Source organism: Paenibacillus sp. PsM32, assembly GCF_030433815.1.
Lineage (GTDB): Bacteria > Bacillota > Bacilli > Paenibacillales > Paenibacillaceae > Saccharibacillus > Saccharibacillus kyungheensis.
Window position 1 is genome coordinate 60685 of the sequence record NZ_JARUWY010000012.1, and the last position, 19831, is coordinate 80515.

The 19831-nt window shown below is 41.3% G+C and carries 19 protein-coding genes; 12 read left to right on the plus strand and 7 right to left on the minus strand.

Annotation, left to right across the window (positions count from 1 at the left end):
• Window positions 1–61: 61 nt before the first annotated feature.
• Entirely contained in the window at window positions 62–1753 is a 1692-nt protein-coding gene (locus tag QCD85_RS19460) for a glutamine--tRNA ligase/YqeY domain fusion protein (RefSeq protein ID WP_301263633.1), read from the plus strand.
• A gap of 188 nt (window positions 1754–1941) precedes the next feature.
• Here QCD85_RS19460 and QCD85_RS19465 read toward each other — a convergent pair whose 3' ends face one another.
• A complete protein-coding gene (locus QCD85_RS19465; RefSeq protein ID WP_274171723.1) occupies window positions 1942–3147 on the minus strand; it encodes an MFS transporter in 1206 nt (401 codons plus the stop codon).
• 103 nt (window positions 3148–3250) lie between these two features.
• Between QCD85_RS19465 and mobA the strand changes: the two genes are divergently transcribed.
• The 3 genes from mobA to QCD85_RS19480 all read left to right on the plus strand — a co-directional run bounded on the left by mobA (window position 3251) and on the right by QCD85_RS19480 (window position 5147).
• Window positions 3251–3898 (plus strand): molybdenum cofactor guanylyltransferase, encoded by a 648-nt coding sequence (mobA, locus tag QCD85_RS19470; protein WP_301263634.1) that lies wholly within the window; start codon window positions 3251–3253, stop codon window positions 3896–3898.
• Window positions 3899–4135: 237 nt separating this feature from the next.
• On the plus strand, window positions 4136–4807 hold the full coding sequence (locus QCD85_RS19475) for a TorD/DmsD family molecular chaperone (protein ID WP_273613811.1): 672 nt from the start codon (window positions 4136–4138) through the stop codon (window positions 4805–4807).
• Between the two features lie 139 nt (window positions 4808–4946).
• Window positions 4947–5147, plus strand: a complete 201-nt coding sequence (locus QCD85_RS19480; RefSeq protein WP_273613810.1) for a hypothetical protein — start codon at window positions 4947–4949, stop codon at window positions 5145–5147.
• 5 nt (window positions 5148–5152) lie between these two features.
• Here the strand turns inward: QCD85_RS19480 and QCD85_RS19485 are convergent, their stop codons facing one another.
• Genes QCD85_RS19485 through QCD85_RS19500 form a run of 4 tightly spaced genes read right to left on the minus strand, consistent with a single transcriptional unit; the run spans window position 5153 to window position 7426 of the window.
• A complete protein-coding gene (locus QCD85_RS19485) occupies window positions 5153–6094 on the minus strand; it encodes a 1-phosphofructokinase family hexose kinase (protein ID WP_301263635.1) in 942 nt (313 codons plus the stop codon).
• Between the two features lie 14 nt (window positions 6095–6108).
• Complete coding sequence (locus QCD85_RS19490; RefSeq protein ID WP_274171726.1) at window positions 6109–6423, minus strand: DMT family transporter; 315 nt, start codon at window positions 6421–6423, stop codon at window positions 6109–6111.
• Complete coding sequence (locus tag QCD85_RS19495) at window positions 6423–6788, minus strand: DMT family transporter (protein WP_273613807.1); 366 nt, start codon at window positions 6786–6788, stop codon at window positions 6423–6425. Before QCD85_RS19495 ends, QCD85_RS19490 begins: the two co-directional genes overlap by 1 nt.
• Before the next feature lie 41 nt (window positions 6789–6829).
• The gene (locus QCD85_RS19500) at window positions 6830–7426 is read right to left on the minus strand and encodes a TetR/AcrR family transcriptional regulator (protein ID WP_301263636.1); all 597 of its coding nucleotides are present in this window, start codon (window positions 7424–7426) and stop codon (window positions 6830–6832) included.
• Window positions 7427–7603: 177 nt separating this feature from the next.
• Between QCD85_RS19500 and cls the strand changes: the two genes are divergently transcribed.
• Entirely contained in the window at window positions 7604–9112 is a 1509-nt protein-coding gene (gene cls / locus QCD85_RS19505) for a cardiolipin synthase (RefSeq protein ID WP_274171729.1), read from the plus strand.
• 91 nt (window positions 9113–9203) lie between these two features.
• Here the strand turns inward: cls and QCD85_RS19510 are convergent, their stop codons facing one another.
• Together QCD85_RS19510 and QCD85_RS19515 are read right to left on the minus strand one after the other, a co-directional pair.
• On the minus strand, window positions 9204–9812 hold the full coding sequence (locus tag QCD85_RS19510; protein WP_273613804.1) for an esterase/lipase family protein: 609 nt from the start codon (window positions 9810–9812) through the stop codon (window positions 9204–9206).
• A gap of 221 nt (window positions 9813–10033) precedes the next feature.
• Window positions 10034–11545 (minus strand): phospholipase D family protein, encoded by a 1512-nt coding sequence (locus QCD85_RS19515; protein WP_273613803.1) that lies wholly within the window; start codon window positions 11543–11545, stop codon window positions 10034–10036.
• A gap of 183 nt (window positions 11546–11728) precedes the next feature.
• Here QCD85_RS19515 and QCD85_RS19520 point away from each other — a divergent pair, with 183 nt between their 5' ends.
• Genes QCD85_RS19520 through QCD85_RS19550 form a run of 7 tightly spaced genes read left to right on the plus strand, consistent with a single transcriptional unit; the run spans window position 11729 to window position 19822 of the window.
• Window positions 11729–13279 carry a phytoene desaturase family protein gene (locus QCD85_RS19520; RefSeq protein WP_301263637.1) on the plus strand — a complete coding sequence of 517 codons (1551 nt, stop codon included), beginning with the start codon at window positions 11729–11731 and terminating at the stop codon, window positions 13277–13279.
• The gene (locus QCD85_RS19525; protein ID WP_301263638.1) at window positions 13276–14739 is read left to right on the plus strand and encodes a phytoene desaturase family protein; all 1464 of its coding nucleotides are present in this window, start codon (window positions 13276–13278) and stop codon (window positions 14737–14739) included. The genes QCD85_RS19520 and QCD85_RS19525 overlap by 4 nt, the downstream gene beginning before the upstream one ends.
• Window positions 14736–15617: a phytoene/squalene synthase family protein gene (locus tag QCD85_RS19530; protein WP_301263639.1), complete on the plus strand. Its 882-nt coding sequence runs from the start codon at window positions 14736–14738 to the stop codon at window positions 15615–15617. The genes QCD85_RS19525 and QCD85_RS19530 overlap by 4 nt, the downstream gene beginning before the upstream one ends.
• A gap of 1 nt (window position 15618) precedes the next feature.
• Complete coding sequence (locus QCD85_RS19535; protein WP_301263640.1) at window positions 15619–16413, plus strand: carotenoid biosynthesis protein; 795 nt, start codon at window positions 15619–15621, stop codon at window positions 16411–16413.
• Window positions 16397–17134, plus strand: a complete 738-nt coding sequence (locus tag QCD85_RS19540) for a lysophospholipid acyltransferase family protein (protein ID WP_301263641.1) — start codon at window positions 16397–16399, stop codon at window positions 17132–17134. Before QCD85_RS19535 ends, QCD85_RS19540 begins: the two co-directional genes overlap by 17 nt.
• 4 nt (window positions 17135–17138) lie before the next feature.
• Entirely contained in the window at window positions 17139–18341 is a 1203-nt protein-coding gene (locus QCD85_RS19545) for a glycosyltransferase (protein WP_301263642.1), read from the plus strand.
• Entirely contained in the window at window positions 18338–19822 is a 1485-nt protein-coding gene (locus tag QCD85_RS19550; protein WP_301263643.1) for a phytoene desaturase family protein, read from the plus strand. The genes QCD85_RS19545 and QCD85_RS19550 overlap by 4 nt, the downstream gene beginning before the upstream one ends.
• Window positions 19823–19831: the final 9 nt, after the last annotated feature.

Sequence of the window (19831 nt, forward strand, 5' to 3'; positions counted from 1 at the left end):
TTATAATGGAAGTATTGGATTATTCCTGTAAAACAAACTGAACGATGAAAGGTTGATTGACGTGGAGCATACAAATACCCCGCCTAATTTTATAAAAACAGTAATTGCGGAAGACCTACAGTCCGGTAAAGTTAAAAAGGTCGTTACCCGTTTCCCACCAGAACCGAATGGTTATCTCCATATTGGTCATGCCAAAGCAATCTGGATTAACTTTGAACTGGCGAAAGAATTCGGTGGTAGTACGAACTTACGCTTTGATGATACGAATCCGGCAAAAGAAGATGTAGAATACGTAAAATCGATCGAAGAAGATGTAAAATGGTTAGGTTATGAATGGACAGGCAAATATTTTGCTTCCGATTACTTCGATACGATGTATGAAAAAGCAGAGCTGTTAATTCAAAAACGACTTGCTTATGTGGATGATCAATCTGCTGATCAAATTCGTGAAATGCGTGGAACACTAACCGAGCCGGGTACTAACAGCCCTTATCGTGAACGTAGTATTGAAGAAAACTTAGATCTATTCCGCCGTATGCGTGCAGGTGAATTCGGTAATGGTGAACGTGTATTGCGTGCCAAAATAGATATGGCTTCGCCTAATATCAATCTGCGTGATCCGGTAATCTACCGTATTGCTCATCTAGAGCATCACAATACAGGTGACAAATGGTGCATTTATCCCATGTATACTTTTGCTCATCCATTAGAAGATGCGATTGAACATGTGACACATTCACTGTGTTCGATTGAATTTGAAGACCAACGTCCATTTTATGATTGGGTGATTCGTGAGTGTGAAGTGGAAGCAGAACCTCATCAATACGAATTCGGTCGCTTGAACCTGGCACAGACGTTAACCAGTAAACGTAAGCTAAAACAATTGGTAGACGAGAATATTGTAGATGGTTGGGACGATCCACGTATGCCGACGATCTCAGGATTACGTCGTCGTGGATATACACCGGAAGGTATTCGCTCGTTTGTCTATGAGACGGGTATTTCCAAAAGCTCGGGTACAATCGATCTACAAACCCTAGATCATTTTGTACGTGAAGACTTAAAATTGCGTGTTCCTCGTACAATGGGTGTGTTACGTCCGCTTAAAGTGGTGATTACGAACTATCCTGAAGGACAAGTTGAAATGTTAGATGCAGAAAATAACACAGAAAATGAAGAAATGGGTATTCGCCAAATTCCATTTTCACGTGAAATTTATATCGAGCAAGATGACTTTATGGAGAATCCACCGAATAAATATTTCCGTCTATTCCCGGGCAATGAAGTTCGTTTAAAACATGCTTACTTTATCAAATGTAACGATGTGATCAAAGATGAAGAAGGCAATGTAACAGAAATTCATTGTACGTATGATGTAGAAACGAAAAGCGGTAGCGGATTTACAGGACGTAAAGTCAAAGGAACGATTCACTGGGTTGAAGCAAGCCAAGCGGTTCCAGCGGAATTCCGTCTCTATGAGCCATTGATTACGGCTGAAGAAGCAGATGCAGAATTAACCGATGAGAACGAAGAGACTGCTGAAAAGACGTTTTTGGATTATTTGAATCCAAAATCACTTGAAGTGGTGCATGGATTTGTAGAGCCTGGATTGAAAGATTCAAAAGGTTATGATCGTTACCAATTTTTCCGTCATGGTTATTTCAGTGCTGATCCGAAATATACGATGCCAGGTGACCCGGTATTTAACCTTGTTGTATCGATGAAGAGTTCATTCAAATTACCAAAAGCGTAAAATCATATCCCTTTTTACCAGATAAAACATGAACAACTATGATCAAAAAAACCGCCTGTTCTCTATACGTGAGAAGGGCGGTTTTTATTTGAGCTATTATCAGACTATATAATATTGGATATGATGCAAACGATAAAGTTGGGATACTGTATACATACTGCATAACTTATTCAAGTCTACCAAATGTATTAATACTGCTCGTCCTCTTCTTCCATCCGATATTGCGTGCGCTTCACATTCAGCCACATCGACGCAAATCCTATCGCTCCAACAAAGGAGAGAGCAACACCGGCTAGATACATCTGTTCTGAACCGAAATTTTGAAATAACCATCCGCCTAGAAAACCAGCAATTACACCGGACACTCCGCTCCATGTCATCGTATAGATCGCTTGCCCGGAACTACGAAATGCTTTGGGGACAAACATCATGGTAAGCTGTGTACCGACATAGAAATAACCACCGAATGTAACCGCATGAAGCAATTGAATTGCGATAATTTCCCAGGGGCTGGTCGCTTCAGCCATCAAAAACCAGCGTAACGTAAACAGCAGACTCACAATCGCTAACCAACCGATCATAAATGAAATATTGCGCTTGAGATAACGATCAAATAACAAAAACAAAGCCGCTTCAAAAATAGAAGAAGCAAATACCGCCCAGCCGACCATCGATTTGGTTCCGCCCAGTTCAACAATATACAGCGATACAAATGTACTGTTCATCGCATTCGGGATCGCAACCAGAATACCAAAGACAATAAAGCCGACAAAATATAAATTACCGAGTAATTTCTTCATCGCATAGCGGTTCATCGTTGCTGATCCACCGGGTAATTTGGTCTGTGGTGGTAATAGCAAAATGATACCGATTGCAATAAGCAGCAACACTGTAAATACCGTACCGATTTGAGAGACTCCTAATCGATCGATAACAGGCCCTGCGGCAACAGCAGTTAATGCCCAACCTAGTGAACCGTATAGACGAAACCCACCGAACTTTTTGGGTGTACCATCAATATAACTAAGAATGAGTGTATTACTTTGTGCCAACATCGGTGTCTGGAAAAAGAAAAATACCGTCATCACAATATAGATAATCGTATAATTGTGCACATGAAAAACAAGCTGAACCATTAGCAACGTACCCAGCATCATAATCAGCAGTACAAATCGTACATTTTGTAGACGATCACTATAAAATCCCCAAAATGGATTAGCAAGTAACGAGATTAGCGGGCCAATAGCCATCAGAGCACCAATCTCACTCTGGCTCATCCCGATATCTTGCAGGTATAATTGAAAAAAGCTTGTGAAAATAACCAGTGTTCCATATATAAAAAAGGTAAACCATCGCAATGGTGTAAAAGTAGTGTTGTTTATATTCGGATGCAAAGCCAGCCAATCCTTTCATCAGACATTTCATTCACTGTAGCATGTGTTGAAAAGGGATACAAACCAATTTTGTTTATTTTTGGAGTAGAAAGGATAATTGATCATGCGATCCTCTTTGAAATATACAGGTATTATTTTAGCAGGCGGTCAATCTAGCCGTATGGGTCAGAATAAAGCGTTATTAACTATTGCTGATCATACCATTATTGAACGTGTAGCCAAAGCGTTACAGCCAGTAGTCTCTTCATTATGGATTGCAGGGAATCATACGGCGGATTATTCATTTTTGAATATCCGTAGTGTGCCTGATCATTTTCCCGGACAAGGGCCGCTTGCCGGTCTACATGCAGCACTATCACAGATTAGAAGCGAGTGGTATGTAGTCAGTGCTTGTGATTTACCTTTTGCCAGTACTGTATTGATGCAACAGCTTATAGAACATACCGATATCAAAGGGATACAGGCGATTATTCCGATGCAAGCCGGGCGTATTCACCCCTTATATGCTGTCTATCATCATAGTGTATTGCCATCACTGCAACTAGCGTTAGAACATAACCAATTACGTGTACGAGATTGGTTAGATCAGCAACAGGTACATTACGTAGAGATCGAATCATTATACCAGACACAGAGCAAGTTACAGTCTTCTTTTCAAAGTATATCGGAGTATAGCTTATATAATATGAATGATCCACAGTCGTATGAGCAGGTTTTGCGTATTTTGAAGCAATATCCTTCTTTATTGTAGCCAGTCTGTGGCATAAGTCCTTTTGAAAGCGTGACAAACATGACTATTTTATGAACGTATGCGTAATTTACCCCTAATTCGTAGAAAATAGAGTACAATGAAGACATAACATAAAGTCAAGTGATGAACTACAACGTATACGTTTACTAACGATCAAACCTATATATTGCTTCAAACCTTTGATGTCGGAATTCAATTATTTAAATATGTGAATATTATCACAAGGAGTGATGTAAGATGACTATGTATACAGAACTGGAAACGCATCAATCTCGCCAAGAATGGTTGTACAGTCGTGTAATGACGTATCGTCTGCTTAGTGAAATGTTAGAGCGCAAACCCACATTGTCCAAGTTGATCGAATGGAAAAAAGAAGCTTCCAAAATCAACCGTCTATTTACCAATAACTATGCTTTGCTGAATACGCTAGAAAATACGATGTTAAACGATATTATGCAATATGCTCGTCAAGAATGTGCAGAATACAGCCAGTTGTTCGAGCAAGATCAACAGGTCAGTTATCCACCTCAAGCTTCGTATTATGTGACAAATGAGCAAGGACGTACCGCTTATGAAGCTGTAGTTAATGCAGTATATGCACGTGCAGGAATTGCTTTCAAAAAAATGGATCACGAAACAGATGATCATATCGGTATTGAGTTAGAATTTATGGCATTATTAGCTGAACGTTCTGCGGAGACAGATATGCATTCGTCTAACCGTAAAATGATCGCTCAAATGCAAATTGAATTTTTGGAACATTATTTAATTCCATGGGTTCCTTCATTCTGTGCTGAGCTTGGTAAAACGACATGCAGTCCATTGTATCGTGAATGGGCTCAGATGTTACCAACGTATTTGCAAAATGATTTGCAAGAACTTCAAAAGATTGTTACTCGCTTAACGTAAAGAGTAATCCCTATTTCATGAAGAGTGTCATCTGAAATAGGGATTTTTTTATCTTATACAGAAACAAGTAATTTTTTTCCAATTAGATGTGTCAAATGAGTTGCTGTGGTCTAATGATTGATAAGGGAGGTTTACTGCCTTGAATAAATATCATTGCCTCAAACAATGTATTGTCGTAAAAGCAGTAGACAGAAAAGCGGAATTTCCATCGCTCGATTGGGCGCGTCAGTATGCGTTAAAAGAATTAGTGCCACAAGAAATTAATTTTGTGGTGAGCGATGGGGATACAGGTCATATTTATATGGATGTTCGATTTGGTTCGCACACCAAAATCCCCTGAGTGTATCATGACTCAGGGGTTATTTTTATGTGCTGAAGGATATGTTGTACGTCTTGTAGATCTACTTTGCCAGCGATCGGTTGAAGGGCACATGCACTTCCGCAAGCAGCGCCATATCGAAGCATCTCAGCCAGTTCTGCTCCGCGATAAGCGGCTGTTACCATACCTGCTGCCATCGCATCTCCACTACCAAGCGCACTTACAATATCAAGCTGTGGCACATGCAGTCGATAACGTGTAGAGCCTTGAGCGGCTATCGCGCCATGTTTGCCTAAAGAGATTGTAGCCATTTGCACTCCATGATCCAGCATAGCGGTTAATACATCGTCTAAGGTCTGGTCAGAATAGTGATCAGCCGTAGGAATGCCCGCCCATGCGCAAGCTTCATCTTCATTAGGCTTCACCAGATCAGGAGAAGCTTGTAAACCGTAACGTAATGCTTCTCCACTTGCATCCAGTGCTGTTTGGGCACCTTGAGCTTTGGCGATCTGAATCAGTGTAGCATACAGATCAGCAGGGCAACCTTCAGGAATACTGCCGGAAAATAATACCCATGCTGACGTACGGGCCGCTTTTTCAATCTGCTGTTCCAAAAGGATCAAAGATTCAGGGGTGACATACGAAGAAGCTTGCTCGATCAATTCTGTCTGTGTACCTTGTTGTTGATCCAGTACAGTGATTGCGAGCCTTGTCTCGCCTTGGACTTCGATAAATTCACAGCTTACGCCTTCTTGTTGCAACAGAGATTGCATTTTCTGTCCATTGTAGCCTGCCATAAACCCTGTCGCTGTCACTGATTCACCAAGAGTATGAATCACACGTGCAGCATTGATCCCTTTGCCACCAGGAACAGTAATCCCCGGTAAGCGGTGCACCTGATCCATATGAAAAGCAGGAGCACGATAAATAATATCTAGTGCTGTATTTAACGTAACTGTTGTAATCAAATATGATTCACCTCTTACGCAATCAATTTAAGTCCTATCGCTGACGCAATAATCATCGCGATAAATAAAATCCGCAGTCCACTTTTGGCTTCGCCGTACATAAACATGCCGACTAATGTACCGCCGACTGTACCGATTCCTGTCCAGATCGCATAAGCCGTTCCCATCGGAATACCGTTCATAGCAATCGTTAGACAAGAGAAGCTACCTGCAAATGTCAAAATCATTAAAAGATAATTGAGCAAAGACTTATGACGAACAATACGATTCATCATAATTACACCAACCACTTCAAATCCACCAGCCACTACCAATGCAATCCAAGACATTATGCTTCACCTGCTTTCACTGTAGCAGAATGAGCTTCTTCTTTAGCACCATTATCAGTGACTAATTTCAATCCAGCGACACCGATCATCAATACAAGAATCAAGATCACTTTGAGCCAGTGGAAAGGTTCACCGAAAATAATCATTTCCGCAGCGACTGTTCCAGCTGTACCAATTCCAGTAAAGACGGCATAGACTGTACCGACAGGTAAGCGAGTAGAGGCTTTGATAATAAGATAAAAGCTGATCGCTATACCTACAGCGGTAAGTAGCCATTCAAAGGGAGTTGCAGCGTGTTTTAGTCCGGATACCCAGACCACTTCGATACATCCTCCTATTAATACGTATAACCAATTGCGATTCATAATTATTCCAATCTCCTTTGTTGCTCGTTAAGCAATTTCAATTAAGTCGTTGTTGCCGATAGCGTGATTCCGCGCCAGTAAATAGGAAAAATCACATTTAACCGTTGCACCGATCGAGAAGGTTCACTATACAACATATCGATCATCACTCCATCGACTACAGTCATATATCCTTTGGCAGCTTCAGTTGTAGATACTACCAATTGCAGATGATGTTGATCTACGTGCACATCCAATAATCGCAACAGCCTTGCTTCCAAATCATCAATTAGCGCATACACCAGAGGGATAATTTCTTTTTCGGAAGCCGAATGTGGAAAAAAACACATCCGCATAACGAATTTGATCATCGCATCATCTGAATACTGTTGTTGCAAAAAGGCGATCAATTGATACAACCGATCTTGTAACGGGATATCAACATGATGAATCATATAACGAATAATTCGTCGCTTAAATTCACGAAAAGTCTGACGAAGTACATTCAAAAACAAATCTTCTTTGCTTTTAAAATGAGCATAGATCGAAGGTTTTTTGATCCCTGCTTCACTAGCGATATCAGCCAAAGAAGTGCCTTCATATCCATGTTGTGCAAACTGAGAAAGAGCTATCATTAATAACTGTGGCTTTGTCGTCATACAGACACCTTCCTAACGGTCGTTAGGTAATATTATTATCTTTTAAATAATGTTTGTCAAGAAAGATGAATAAAGTGTAATTCCTGGCAAAGCAAGATATAGTTATAACGAAGTTATGCGACATACTGTGGTGAAGTTACGTACATACTTTGAAGAGAAAGACAGGAGTTGATGATATTGCGTAAAAGTGTGCTAGGGGTACTGATTATCATTATGTTATTTGGTCTGTATTATGTAGGGTTTGATCTACTGGGCCCAACAACAGGTACGATCATTAGTATATTTTCCACACTCAGTGTTATATCGATCGGATTTATTATTTTTATAGATAATCGTCAGCCAGCGGTCACAATGGCATGGATTTTGCTGTTGGCTTTGTTGCCGGTCGTAGGCGTCTTTTTCTACTTCTGGTTTGGACAAAATGTATTCAAGCGTCATAAGTATGAAAAGAAAGCTAAGCGAGATCGGCAAGTGTATCAGATGATTGAAAATGCAGGGATGCAGACTGCACTTGATCTATCGTCGTTACGTGAAGATCATCAGCGCTTATTGCAATTGTCTCAACGATTAGCGGTTACACCTGTTTCACAAGCGACCGAGACGACTATTTTGACCAATGGTGGACAGACATTTACCGCCTTGTTAGAAGCTTTAGAAGAAGCTGAACATCATATTCATATGGAATATTATATTTATCGTGCAGATGATATTGGCACACGTATTCAGCAGATCCTTATTGAAAAAGCACAGGCCGGTATAGAAGTTCGTTTTATGGTGGACGCTGTAGGAAGTATGCAGTTACCTCGTTTGTTTCTACAAGAGATGAGAGAAGCAGGAGTACAAGTCGGTATATTTGGCGAAGCGCGTATTTTATTATTATCCAGTCAGGTGAATTATCGGAATCACCGCAAAATTGTAGTGATCGATGGCAATATTGGATTTATCGGGGGGCTTAATGTAGGCGATGAATATCTAAGTCGCAGTCAGACGTATGGATTCTGGCGGGATACTCATATGCAGATCAGAGGCGAAGGCGTACGTACGTTGCAGATTATCTTTTTACAAGATTGGCTGCATGTGACAGGAGAGACTTGTCTGGATCAAGTATACTTTTCTCCGCGATTAATCGCTTCTCAACATGGAGCAGTCCAGATGATTGCAAGTGGGCCGGATAATGATCTACGTGTGCTCAAACATGTCTTTTTTTCCATGATTACCTCGGCGAAGCGATCGGTCTGGTTAGCGACTCCGTATTTTATACCGGATGAAAGTATACTGACAGCATTGCGGATGGCGGCATTATCTGGATTAGATGTACGTATACTTTTCCCAGGTAAGCCGGATAAACGACTTCCTTTTTATGCGTCTCATTCGTATTTTGTGACTTTGCTCGAAGCAGGTGTACGCATCTATGAATATGAAAAAGGATTTTTACATTCCAAATTGCTCATTGTAGACGGGGAGATTGCTACGATTGGAACAGCGAATATGGATATGCGTAGTTTTCATCTGAATTTTGAAGTGAATGCTTTACTTGTAGAAACAGAAAGTGTTCATCAGATGGTACGAGATTTTGAACGTGATCTGAATTCTGCGAGCTTAATTATTCAAGATCGATTTGCCCGTCGTAAAGTAGTGCAACGTCTAGTAGAATCGGCAGCCCGATTGATTTCTCCGATGTTGTAAAATAAATAAAGATAGACACTACCGATTTATCGCATAAAAAAAGCTGACCTTAGAAATAAAGGTCAGCTTTTCGCTATTGTGGTAAGTACAACTATTCTTCCAGTGCTGTCTTGATCAGACCACTTACAGAAGGGCTGTATAATAATCCGATATGAGCCATGCCGAAGACACGAATATTGTTCGCTCCGTCTAGCATAGATAATTGGTTCGCTACGATCTGGTCATTAATCGTATAGATCGAAGTGACTTTGATTCCGTCAGGTGCTCTGTTAGTTGTTAAGCGGTTAGCACCACCGATAGTTACTAATTTGTCTACTTTTGAAAGACCACCGTTGTTCAAAATATAATACAGACTGTTAGCACCGCCCATACTATGAGCGACAATATTTACTTTTTGGCTACCTGTTTGAGCTAGAACTTCATCGACTTTGCGACTGATTGTAGCTGCATTAAGCAGTTGGTTACCGCTTTTACTAGGAAGTTCAATCGCATATAATTCGTTAGAAGCCCATCCTTGACGACTTAGGTAGCTTTCTATGTAGGTAAAGTTACTAGCTGTTCCCCCAAGACCATGAACAAAAATAACTGGTGTACGTGTTGTAGCCGCTTTTGCTTGCTGAGGTGCAAATACTCCTACACTACATGCAAATACTAGCAATACAGTTAGCATCAAACGAAAAGATGAACTCACTTTTTTCATAACCAATCTCCCTTTTGTGTTAGAATTGAATACATAAATTTACCAAAATATGAATTATTATATAACGAAAAAAAGGACTTGTAAACCCTTTTTGATATTTTTGACTTTAGGTATCGTAAAAAAGAACGATACTTCCTTAGCGATAAAGTTCGCCAACAGGAATGTATCGTTCTTTTATTTTATACATATTTTATTCTATATCAGATCGATAATAGAACGGATTAGAATGTTGTGAATCCTAGAATTAATTGCAGACGATAAGCGATATCTTTCAGCCATGTGCTATCTTCTTGATAGGCGCTTAACGGCAATGTATATTCTTCTCCTTTATTATTCCACAGCATCGTAAAGTATTTGTTAACGCTGGTCATTAACTTATTATCGCCCGGTGCAGAGATCCAGAAATCATTCTCTAGATTATAATCTTTAAGATTACGCGGCGTAAAGTTAGAAGAACCACCGATAATCAGATCATTACCTGATGCTTTATCGATATACATCATTTTGGTATGGTACTGCTCATCCGTTGTGTTATACCAGCGTACATCGATTTTGCCGCTTGAAGCATTTTTGAGTTCGGCAGCTACAGGACGATTCGGGATACCGATTTTATCCTGTCCAAAAGCGTTCTGGTTCGGATCGAGAATCAGTTGGATTTTGACACCGCGTTTGGATGCTTCCATCAGTCTGCTGGTGACATCTTTATCCGCCAGGTAGAACATTCCCATCCAGAGTGTATCGCCTTGCTTCGTATCATCAATCGCTTCAAGCAAGCGATCAAACACTTTACCTTCAGTAATATAACGAAGCTGGATTTCTCCTTTAGGTTTTGTCGCATTACTTGCAGGTTCTTTATACGTAGGCAATTGCACTGAACTGCCAGATAGATCAATAACCGCTTGTTCGGATTTTAAAATATCACCGATAATTGGCCCTTGCACTTCAAAAGCAACATTGGAATGATAAGCACTCGCATCATGCACATTACCTGTTGAGACAAGTGCGCTATTTTCAGTAGCGACCACTTTACGATGATTGGCTTTGACATTAATCAGTTTCAGATACGAACGGAACGTGACATCAGGACCATCGGTAGCCATCATATTCGGAACCCAGCCTTTGCCTGCTTGTCCGAACCATTGGAAAAAGGTACGCCAGATCGCCGAGTATACCGGAGTCGAATCGCGCAATGGATCAACATCTGTCAGCACGACATCAATACCATTCTGTTTAAGCTTTTCCAGTAACCCATTGGGTCCAGAATTATAATTGGTATTCACTTCATCTGTAATAAACACCACTTTGAGATCAGGCACTGCTTTTTTGCGTTCAATTAATTTATCAGCTAATCCTTCACTCAATTTAGGATACTTTTGCCCTTTATGTACATAATCGTTAAATAAGAATATATCAATAATCACATATTGTTGAGCGGAATCGATCATTTTAAGTATTCTGTCATAAATTTGTCGTTTTTGTGTAAATCGATCTCCTGTTCCGGGTGCAGGATAGGTCAGATCATAATAAAAGTTAACATGATCGACAGTGTAAAGAGGACTCTCATACGATACCCCGGGAGGTAACGGTTTATTTGTCTGATAGATCATAACGGCGATAAGCCAGACTATCAGTAGTCCGAGGACATAACGAACCCAATGGGAACGTTGAAATCGACGGGATGATTTACGCTGTGCAGCATGAATCGGTGATTTATTATTTGAAAAAGAACTCATCTCTTTTGATCCCCTTCCGAAAGCGCAATTCATACACTTCCACCTATTCATTAACAACAAAACATTAATTTTGACGCAGGTTTAGTTGCAAACAGGGGTTCGGAAGTTTATATATTAATTATAGTAAAAGAATTTATACAACTTAATGTACTTATGAAATTCATTTTAACAAAGGGGACTGTGATGAAAGCCAATCATTCAAATCGAAAAGCAATTGTTATTGGAGCAGGCCCGGGTGGACTTGCAGCAGGAATGTTACTTGCTAGTCAGGGATATGAAGTGAGTATGTACGAGAAACAATCTGTTGTTGGAGGGCGGTCTTCGCAATTGACGTTGGGGGAATATCGTTTTGATCGTGGAGCGACATTTTTAATGATGCCTCATTTGATTGAAGAGTTATTCAGCGTAGCCAAACGTTCATTATATGATTACGTAGAAATGCAAGAATTAACACCGATGTACAGCTTGCATTTTGGTGATACAGTATTCCAACCTTCTCGTGATCGTGAAGATACGGCAGCGCAGATAGCGACACTTTTCCCCGGTGATGAAGCAGGGTATTATCGTTATCTGGAAGAAGAAGATGTGAAGCTGGAAAAAGTCATGCCACTACTGCGCAGACCTTTTTCCAATCTGACCGACTATATGCGTGCAGATGTTTTTCGTGCTTTACCGAAGCTTCATCTCAATGATACGGTATATGGACGGTTATCCAAATATTTCAAAGACGAGCGCTTAAAAATGTCTTTTGCTTTTCAAGCGAAATATTTAGGCATGTCGGCTTGGGATTGTCCGGGTACATTTACGATATTGTCGTATTTAGAACATCGTTACGGGCTATTTCATCCCAAAGGCGGAATCAACGCTATATTCGAAAGTATGGCTAAAGTAATCTCTGAGCATGGAGGTCACGTACATACAGGTATAGGCGTGAAGCAAGTAATTACCGAAGGACGTACAGCCAAGGGGGTTGTACTGGACAACGGGGAGACTGTATATGCAGATCATATCGTGATCAATGCTGATTTTTCGACAGCGATGAATCAGTTATTTGCACCCGGTGTATTGCAGAAATATGCTCCAGATAAGTTAGCAGCTAAAAAGTATTCTTGTTCTGCGGCTATGCTTTATCTAGGTGTTGATGGAGCTGTAGACTTACCACATCATTCAGTTCATTTCTCGGAAGATTATCATCGCAATGTGGATGAGATTATGAAGCAAAAAACATTGTCTGAAGATCCATCGATCTATGTTCATAACCCATCAGTACTTGATCCTACATTAGCTCCTGCTGGCAAATCAGCATTATATATTTTGATGCCAACACCGAACTTAACTGGTGAGACCGATTGGGAAGATAAGCGTGAACAGGTGAAAGAACAGATGTTATCACGGGCAGAAATGATTCCACAATTAGCGGACTTGCGCGAACGAATCGAAGAGATGAGCTTTTTCACACCGCTAGATTGGGAACAGCAGTTAGATGTATATCAAGGGGCTACGTTTAATCTAACCCATCATTTGGATCAGATGATGACATTCCGTCCGCATAATCGTTTTGAAGAATTAGACGGTGTATGGTTGGTCGGCGGAGGAACTCATCCGGGTAGTGGCTTACCGACTATTTTCGAATCTGCACGTATCAGTACCAGTATGATCTTCAAGCAAGATGGCATCGTTATCACAGATGATATTCATGCCGATCAAGTAATGACAGAGGTTACTCATTCATGAAGCGTCATGTAGCGATAGTAGGCAGTGGTATAGGTGGCTTAACAACGGCTTTGCTGCTTAGTAAGCAAGGTGTGAAAGTAACGATATTTGAAAAAAGTAATACTGTAGGCGGTCGAATTGCTTTTGAATACGAAGGCGATGAACGGATCGATCAAGGGCCAACAATTGTACTGCTACCTGAAATGCTTCATGGTATTATGGAAGAAGCAGGTGTATCTCGTGATAAAATTCCATTGATTGAATGTGATCCACTTTATCGTGTTCATTATCCAGATGGCAAAGTACTCACTAAGCACCGTAAGTCCGAGATTCAGGCAGAAGAAGTAGAACGCGTTTTTCCAGGGCAAGGAGCTAATTTTAGTCGCTTTATGCGCGAGATGAGTCCATTGTTTGCTAGAGGACAAGCTTCATTTCTAGAACGTGATTTTCCGAACTGGAAACATTTTTTCACACCGGACAATTTATCGTTAATGCTTAATCTGCGTGCTTACCGCAATCTAAGTAGCGCTGCTGGATTGTATTTCAAAAATAATCAATTACGTGAAGCTTATTCCTTACAAAGTCTGTATATTGGCGGTATTCCTGAAAAATCACCGGGACTGTATACGATGCTTCCTTATGCTGAACATGCTTTTGGCATATGGATGATCGAAGGTGGATACGGTAGATTACCTGAGATTTTGGCGCAAGAATTGGCAGAGCGTGGGATTGAGATTCAATTGAACCGCACTGTAGAAAAGCTAGAAATCCAGAATGGAGTCTGTCTGGGTGTTCAAGTTGATGGAGAACGACACCATTTCGATGCAGTACTGTATAATGGAGACTTCCCTAATATTTCAGCATTAATGGACAAAGAACTAACCAAACCCCGTCGTACACCGTACCAACCTTCTTCTGGTTGTGTATTGATCTATGCGGGAACCAATCGTAGATGGGATGATATGCTAACCCATCAATTCTTTTTACCACCAAGTCTCAATGATAGTCTTAGACAAGCGTTTAGTCAGCGAAAGTTGCCAGAAGATCCTGCTTTTTATGTATTTAATCCGGTAGCTGTTGATCCAGATGCAGCGGCAGAAGGACAAAGTGTATTGTACTTTTTGATTCCGGTGACAGATGAAGCGGGGATAGATTGGGAACGAGATACACCTCGTCTTGTTGAGCATGTATTAGAAGCAGCAGAACGGCGTGGATTTCCAGAGCTTCGTTCTTCTATCAAATGGACCAAAGTACGTACACCCGCAGATGCACTGCGTAGCGGATTGTATGGAGGCGGAAGTTTTGGGATTGCTCCAGTCATTGGACAGTCCGGTGTATATCGTCCACAGCCCAAGCCTTTTCCACATATTCGAGGATTGTATGCAGCAGGCGCTTCGGTTCATCCGGGCGGCGGCGTACCGATTGTTATGCAAGGAGCAAGGATGGCTGCACATCAAATGTTAAAGGAGTTGGGAATTTGAAATCCATCCGAAAGGCTGATTTGCAAAATTGTGAGGAAATGATTCGTCATGGATCGTCATCGTTTTATTACGCATTTAGCTGGCTCCCAAGTCCGCAAAAAGAAGCTGTTCATGTGATTTATGCTTTTTGTCGAATGATTGATGATAGTGTAGACGAACCTGAACAATCGTTATACAGTATTCACGAACTGCAAGCTTTATTCAATAAGCTAGAGTCAGCAGAAGGACACTTTATTTGGCCTTCTTTGCGTTGGTTATTTATTGAGTTTCCCGGATTATCCAAAGAACCGTTTCGTCGTCAAATGGATGGTCAAACGTATGACCTAACATTTACCCGCTATTCTACAATGCGTGAATTAGAGCATTATTGTTATCTGGTAGCAGGAACAGTAGGCGAGATGTTATTGCCTGTGCTCAAAGGTGAACATAGCGAGGAGATTCGTCATTCAGGTATCGCACTTGGCAAAGGAATGCAGATTGTCAATATTATGCGTGATATCGGGGAAGACGGTAGACGGGGTAGACGTTATATTCCGCTTGAATTGTTACAACGTCATCATTACACAGAAGAGGAACTTGAAGCAGGTGTGATCGATGATCGTTTTCGTGCTTTGATGGATGAATTGCGCTTTTTGGCAGAGCAATGGTTTGCAACCGGTCTTGGCGATCTGGCAGCTTATCCTCAGACCAGCGCATTTACTGTCGAGTTAGCAGCGACTTTTTATGCCGGTATTATGGATGTTATTGTGGAAAATAAATACGATGTATTCACTCAACGTGCGTATGTTACAGATGAACAAAAGCGTGATATGTTAATCGGGATTGCAATGAGACATGGATTTACGACAGAGATGCTCAAGCGATCAGTGGTTTCTTAATATGGGATGGTTATTTTGGATCTGGTATGGTATCGGAGCTGTGTTGCTATTAACAGTAGACGTACCAAAAGTATTAGATTTTTCAAATGGACTTTTTCTCGTCTTTTATGCATTATATGCGCTCTATTTAATTCATAGGGCCGAACTTTATAAAAGGATGTCCGACCAGTCAGTCAGTAGTTCTACTACACCTCTGTGGTCACGCCTTATCCTATCTGGCGTGATCATCTGGTTCGGTGGTATGGCATTAGAGTGGATTGGAGTACATAGTGGTTGGCCATTTGGAGAATACGAGTATACATCGCTTCTAGGCGCTCTTATATATGGTGTACCCTGGACGCTAGGATTTGCATGGATTGGTGTTGTAGCAGGAGGCGTATTGTTAAGCAGTTCTGCCAAGCACGCATCTGCTCATACTTCCGCTCTATCGAATAAAGGTAGCTATCTATTAGTGCGTGCTTGCAAAGTAGGGGTCTGGATTATTGTACTGGATCTTGTTCTTGATCCAGTAGCACATGCACGTAGATTCTGGCACTGGGAACAAACAGGCGGATTTTACGGTGTACCGTGGAGTAATTTTGTTGCATGGTTCGTTGTAGGTGGTCTGTTGTCGATGGTGTTACCGCGATTGATACTGAGCGTACGAATTTTGCGTCATGCGACTTTTCTGTATCAAGGAATGTTGTTATTGTTCGGTTTGCTAGCTTGGCAAGCTGATATTGACGGTTCGATGATCGTTGCATTGATCGGTATATTATTGGCAGAAGGGAATTATCGTTATGATACCCGCAGGTAAATCTTCTTCTTTTCAAATGGTATTTCGCAAGTATAACGAATGGTATCTGATTCGGCGTCAGTTCCATTCATTTACGATGACCGGTTCGTTTGATGCTTTGCCACCTGAGCAATCGGTTATTTATATTATGAATCATAGTTCATGGTGGGATGGATTACTTGTCTATCATGCGTGTAATCGTACATCAATCGGTGATCATTATATGATGATGGAAGAGCGACAATTGAAGCGATATGATTTTTTTCGCAAAGTAGGCGCATTTTCAATCCAAAAAGACAGTCCCGGTGATGTTCGCCAAAGTATGCGTTATGCTGCTGGTTTGCTTGCACAAAGCAAGCGAATATGGTTGTTCCCACAAGGAGAACTTCGTCATTTGGAGACACGTCCATTGATTTTTCGTCCGGGGATTGGATTATTATTGCGCCAAGCCCCACCGGAGACTGCTGTGATTCCAGTGACGCTACATTATGGGCTGTATCAACAAGCTCGTCTGCAAGCCTCTTTGCGAATTGGCGAACCGGTGATCCGTAACTGGAAACAGATCGGTTCTAATGATTGTGCAGAAATGCTAGAGACGATCCTGACCGCTCAACTGGATCAACAGCGTCAACAATTACTATTGTCCAAAGATGGCTATTTATCTGAAGAAATTCACCTTATTCCACCTAAACGCACCACAGACGAAAAGTTCGATCAATATCGCAAAATAAGAAAAAGGTGAAATCATGCTGTGGATACTACAGATCATCGCGTTCTGGCTTTTGATTCAGCTTGTATTTACGATTTGGAATCTTTCTCGTATGCCTAGATTAGGCACATCGTTATCTAACAAAAGCAGTTATTATCAACCTTCTGCTTCTACAGATCGTTCACCAGCAGATATGTATCGTTCAACGAATCCTCATGCCAAGCCTTTGTTATCTATTATGGTACCAGCGCGCAATGAAGAGATTAATATTCGTGAATGTTTGGTATCTATATCGAACTGTCGTACCGATTCGATAGAGATTGAAATATTAGTGATGAATGATCATTCAGAAGACCGTACAGTCGCTGAGATTGAGAGAGTAATGCAGCAAGATCAGCGAGTGCGGCTTTTTCATAGCAACCCTTTACCTGAAGGATGGATGGGGAAATCGTATGCTTGTCATCAATTAGTCGAACATGCTCAAGGGGAGTGGTGGTTATTTATTGATGCTGATGTGCGATTAGAAGTAGAAGGATTAGAAGCAGCAATGGTAACGGCTCGTTCTCAGGGAAAAGGTCTTATCAGTGGATTTCCACGTATGGAGACAGGGACATGGTTAGAACGAATAGTCGTACCCATGATGTCTTTTGTGATAGCTTATCATTTGCCTATTATGATGGTTCGTCGTAGTCGTAGTCGGTTGTTTTTGGCAGTGACCGGGGCATGGTTAATGATCCATCCTGATAGTTATGCTCGTTCAGGTGGGCATGAAGGCATTTACAATCAGATTGTAGAAGATATGGAACTGGCTCGTGCTGTTAAGCGGATCGGAGATCCTGTAACATTGGCAAATATACAGCATTATACATCTGCACGAATGTACCATAATGCCGCTCAAGTATGGGAAGGATATAAGAAAAATATTTTTGTTGGTGCAGGGCGTAGTGCTTGGTTAGCGGTCGGTATTTCTGTGTATTATGGGCTGTTATTTATTTTGCCCGTACTTACATTGATCTATAGTCTTGTGGCTGTAGATACGATGCTTATAGCCTGGTCATTACTAAGTATATTGATCGGAATAATGACCAAAAGTATTATTGATGTTTATCATGGTAAGCCTTTCTGGATGGGAGTCTATATGCCTGTTAGTGCGGCTTGTCTGATCGGCATTATGCTTGATTCATGGCGTGCAGGAGCCAATGGAACAGGTTACAATTGGAAAGGAAGGAATTATGGATGAGTGATCGCAAAGCGCTGATTATCGGTGCAGGATTCGGCGGATTATCGTGCGCGATTGGTCTAGCTTCACGCGGATATGATGTGACAATCTTAGAGAAGCAATTGACGGTTGGTGGCAAATTACAGCATATTGAAAAAGCAGGTTATCAATTCGACCGTGGACCAAGCACGATTACAATGCCCCATGTATTCCGAAGTGTATTTGAACAAGCAGGACGACAGATCGAAGATTATGTAGAATTGTATGATCTGGAACCGCGTACACGTAATGTTTTTGCAGATGGTTCAGTGGTCGATCTTAGTCGTCATGCAGAAGCGACAGCGGCTCAGATTGCACTGTATAGCCCTGAAGATGCGCTTCAATATCCACGCTTTCTAGCGGAAGCGAAGCAGATGTATATTGAAGCGAACGATCAATTTCTCAATACTTTATTATTGTCATGGCGTGATAAAATAAAGCCTTCCATGGGCAAAAGCTTACTTCGTGTACATCCATTAACTACATTGCAATCGTTATTGCGCAAATATTTCCGACATCCTAATACATTGATGTTATTCGGACGGTACGCAACTTATGTTGGTGCTTCACCTTATCAAGCACCAGCTATTTTTGCGATGCTTAGTCATGTAGAAGCAGAACTTGGTGTATATGGAGTGCGCGGTGGTACATATCAGTTAATACGTGGACTAGAAAAGCTAGCGCTTGAACTGGGTGTGACGATACGGACAGGTATAGAAGTCTCACGCGTTTTGGTACAATCAGGCAAAGCGATTGGAGTCGAAAGTAGCATAGGAGATTATCTGGCACCGATCGTGATTATTAATGGCGATGTGTTAAGTATGAGTCAAATGCTATTAGATGAAAGTGAACGTCCTTCACTGACCAATAAGCAAATTGATCGCTATGAACCTTCGTTATCCGGTTTTGTCACACTGGCAGGAGTACCTCGTGAGTATGATCAATTGCTTCATCATACCGTATTTTTTCCAGAACAATACGAGCCTGAATTTCAAGCGATTTTCGGGCAAAAGCGTCCGCCTGCTTTACCAACATTATATATCTGTTATTCTGGTTATTCGGAAGCAACTATGGCTCCACCACAAAGCAGTAATTTGTTTATTTTAGCGAATGCTCCCTATTTGTCAGATCAATGGGATTGGGAACTACAACGTCAAGCATACGGGCATAAAATAGCTTCATTACTGGAACAATATGGACTGGAAGATATCTCGCAGGGCCCTGTATGGGAGCATTATACACCTGCTGATATTCAGCAAGACACGTATGCACATCAAGGATCGATTTATGGTATTTCGTCCAATTCAGTCAAGCAGACTTTTTTCCGTCCGGGTAATCGCAGTCGTGATGTACAAGGATTGTGGTATGTGGGCGGGACGACTCATCCCGGCGGAGGAACACCAATTGTCACATTATCAGGTCAACTGGTTGCCAAACATATTGCAAATCAACATTGGAATTGAAAGGAGGAC

Coding starts and splice junctions, on each gene's coding strand:
- mobA (WP_301263634.1), top strand. CDS start 3,251: ATGCGATCCTCTTTGAAATATACAGGTATTATTTTAGCAGGCGGTCAA.
- QCD85_RS19475 (WP_273613811.1), top strand. CDS start 4,136: ATGACTATGTATACAGAACTGGAAACGCATCAATCTCGCCAAGAATGG.
- QCD85_RS19490 (WP_274171726.1), bottom strand. CDS start 6,423: ATGTCTTGGATTGCATTGGTAGTGGCTGGTGGATTTGAAGTGGTTGGT.
- QCD85_RS19495 (WP_273613807.1), bottom strand. CDS start 6,788: ATGAATCGCAATTGGTTATACGTATTAATAGGAGGATGTATCGAAGTG.
- QCD85_RS19500 (WP_301263636.1), bottom strand. CDS start 7,426: ATGACGACAAAGCCACAGTTATTAATGATAGCTCTTTCTCAGTTTGCA.
- QCD85_RS19510 (WP_273613804.1), bottom strand. CDS start 9,812: ATGAAAAAAGTGAGTTCATCTTTTCGTTTGATGCTAACTGTATTGCTA.
- QCD85_RS19515 (WP_273613803.1), bottom strand. CDS start 11,545: ATGAGTTCTTTTTCAAATAATAAATCACCGATTCATGCTGCACAGCGT.
- QCD85_RS19520 (WP_301263637.1), top strand. CDS start 11,729: ATGAAAGCCAATCATTCAAATCGAAAAGCAATTGTTATTGGAGCAGGC.
- QCD85_RS19525 (WP_301263638.1), top strand. CDS start 13,276: ATGAAGCGTCATGTAGCGATAGTAGGCAGTGGTATAGGTGGCTTAACA.
- QCD85_RS19535 (WP_301263640.1), top strand. CDS start 15,619: ATGGGATGGTTATTTTGGATCTGGTATGGTATCGGAGCTGTGTTGCTA.
- QCD85_RS19540 (WP_301263641.1), top strand. CDS start 16,397: ATGATACCCGCAGGTAAATCTTCTTCTTTTCAAATGGTATTTCGCAAG.
- QCD85_RS19545 (WP_301263642.1), top strand. CDS start 17,139: ATGCTGTGGATACTACAGATCATCGCGTTCTGGCTTTTGATTCAGCTT.
- QCD85_RS19550 (WP_301263643.1), top strand. CDS start 18,338: ATGAGTGATCGCAAAGCGCTGATTATCGGTGCAGGATTCGGCGGATTA.